3 protein-coding genes and 1 pseudogene are annotated in these 2,362 nt (G+C 39.3%); all 4 read left to right on the forward strand.

What is annotated here, in order from left to right; all coding sequences use genetic code 11:
• Positions 1 to 182 precede the first annotated feature (182 nt).
• A pseudogene (locus tag PX481_RS29905) lies at positions 183 to 579 on the forward strand (hypothetical protein).
• Entirely contained in the window at positions 560 to 934 is a 375-nt protein-coding gene (locus tag PX481_RS24445) for a type II toxin-antitoxin system PemK/MazF family toxin (protein WP_196219847.1), read from the forward strand. The pseudogene PX481_RS29905 and the gene PX481_RS24445 overlap by 20 nt, the downstream one beginning before the upstream one ends.
• A gap of 331 nt (positions 935 to 1,265) precedes the next feature.
• The gene (locus PX481_RS24450) at positions 1,266 to 1,475 is read left to right on the forward strand and encodes a DUF2281 domain-containing protein (protein ID WP_002760653.1); all 210 of its coding nucleotides are present in this window, start codon (positions 1,266 to 1,268) and stop codon (positions 1,473 to 1,475) included.
• A gap of 291 nt (positions 1,476 to 1,766) precedes the next feature.
• The coding region (locus PX481_RS24455) for an RNA-guided endonuclease InsQ/TnpB family protein (RefSeq protein ID WP_288096522.1) at positions 1,767 to 2,362 on the forward strand (596 nt) is incomplete at its 3' end.

Here is a 2,362-nt window from a genome sequence, read left to right on the forward strand (position 1 = left end):
TAAATCCTTATCTGGCAAGAGACTTAATTGATTAGTTCGCTCTAGATAAAAAACAATTGACAAAAATCGCTAAATGCCTTTCTATATAAGGGTTCCATCCCTTATAATCCCCGTCCATTGCATAACACAAACCGAAGAGCCATAAGCTACATTAACAACAATACTTAAAGAGAAGGCTTAAAATGGTTAAATCAACTTTGTACACGACAGCAAAAGTTCTACCTGGAAATAGAATTGAAATTGAATCTCCAGATCTGACTGTAGGACAAACTGTTGAGGTAGTTATTTTGGTTGAAGAAGTTAGTTCTGATTCTTCTACCACCGAAGCTATCTCTCCATCCTTAAAACAGCGTCTTGCTTTTCTGAAGTTACCAATGACTGAACGTAGGAATATTCTCAAAAGTCAAGCCGATATATAGCGTTTCTGATTCACAAGAGGTACATTCGCGATCCTGAACAGCTTAATCAGCAAAGGTTTAAGTGTGCCGCACAGATGCGAGAACCGCTATAATGCTCTCTCACTATCAACAAGATTCTGAATGGCAGCAGTTAATGGCAGGTGACATCATTGACTATTAACCCTGAGCTGCCAAAACGTGGAGAAATTTGGTTAGTCAACTTCGATCCTACTGTGGGTGCAGAAATCAAAAAAGTGCGTCCTGCTGTCGTCATCAGTTCCGATTCAGTAGGAAAGCTTCCTATCAAGCTTATTGCTCCTATTACAGACTGGAAAACATATTTTTCAGCAAATTTCTGGCACGTTAAAATTGAACCTAACAGTATCAATGGATTGAATAAAGCTTCTGCAATTGATACTCTTCAACTAAGGGGGGTGGATTTACAAAGGTTTATTCATAAATTAGGAAGCGTTTCTGAAATTACAATGCTGGAAATTGTAGCCTCCATTGCTACTGTAATCGAATTTGAGATCTAACAAATCATTGCACCCGACCGTGTGTTAGATAACTCATAATCATGTAAACGCAGTGAATTCAGCTGGTAGGCTGCGTTCCCTAATGCAAGTCCTACTACTCCACTAATAGATTTTTGGGGAACGCACCATGCACATTGATTGAAACTGTGGGTTAAAGTGCGATACCGAAGGCACTGGGTAGCACCCCTAGATGGGGTTGGAGGGCTTGCTTTAGGGCGCTATACTGGGTTATAGGGGTTTTCAAGATTAGTGCTGTTTCTCATCAAATCCTATGCTAGACTGGTGGTAGATTAGTTATCAACTACTGCAAAAAGTTGAATTGGTAAAATACATGAGTACATCAGCAAAATCACTAGAAGAACTGGTGAGACAATTATCGCCTCAGTTAAAGGTTGAAGTACAAACGTTTGTAGAGTCACTTTTAAGTAAATCTAACCAACCTATAAAACGTAAACTCCGTCAAGACTGGGCAGGGATGCTTAAAACCGATTACACATCAATTGAGTTACAGCATCTTGCAGTTGAATGGAGAAATGGCTAGTGTTTCTTCTGGATACGAATATTTGGCTAGAACGCTTATTAGGACAAGGACAGGCGGAGGTTGTTGCGGAGCTACTTGATACGCTCTCGCCGTCTGATATGTGTATGACTGATTTTACTTTACCTAAAATGTCGGATGAATGCCCCCGCTAGATTTTTCAACAAGATACTCACTAAAATTAGCGGGGGATGAAATCCGACCAGAATATTAGCAACGGAGTATCGATTTAATTCTATCATTTGTGAGTAAACTGTGTTATAATCTACTTAACCAATGGTCGAGAATTGTTAGATGCTAGTCGTAGAAGCAAAGCTAAAAAACGGGACACTAGAGCAATATCACCGGCTTGATGAAGCTATCAAAACTTCTCAGTTTGTGCGTAATTCTTGTGTTCGTTATTGGATGGATCATAAGGGTACAACCCGCAATGATCTCCAAAAACTTTGCTCGGTACTAGCTAACAATAAAGAGACACCTTGGGTTAATAAATTAAACTCACAAGCACGTCAATCGGCTGCTGATAGAGCCTGGCAATCAATTAATCGATTTTACCAGAATTGTCATGCTAAGATACCAGGGAAAAAGGGTTTTCCCCGGTTCAAAAAGCATAGCCGTTCGGTTGAATATAAACTAACAGGCTACAAACTATCTGATGAGCGACGTAAAATTAAATTTACCGATGGCTTTAAAGCAGGAGAATTTGATTTATGGTGTAGTCAAAAGACCTTAGTTTATTATTCAGAACAACAGATTAGACGGGTAAGAGTTGTTAGACGTGCTGACGGTTATTATTGCCAGTTTTTAATTGACGTAGAACGGCAAGAATACCATAAACCAACGGGACAAATAACAGGAATTGACTTAGGGTTAAAGGAATTTTATACCGA

The organism is Microcystis sp. M53603_WE2, assembly GCF_030065435.1.

Coding starts and splice junctions, on each gene's coding strand:
- PX481_RS24450 (WP_002760653.1), top strand. CDS start 1,266: ATGAGTACATCAGCAAAATCACTAGAAGAACTGGTGAGACAATTATCG.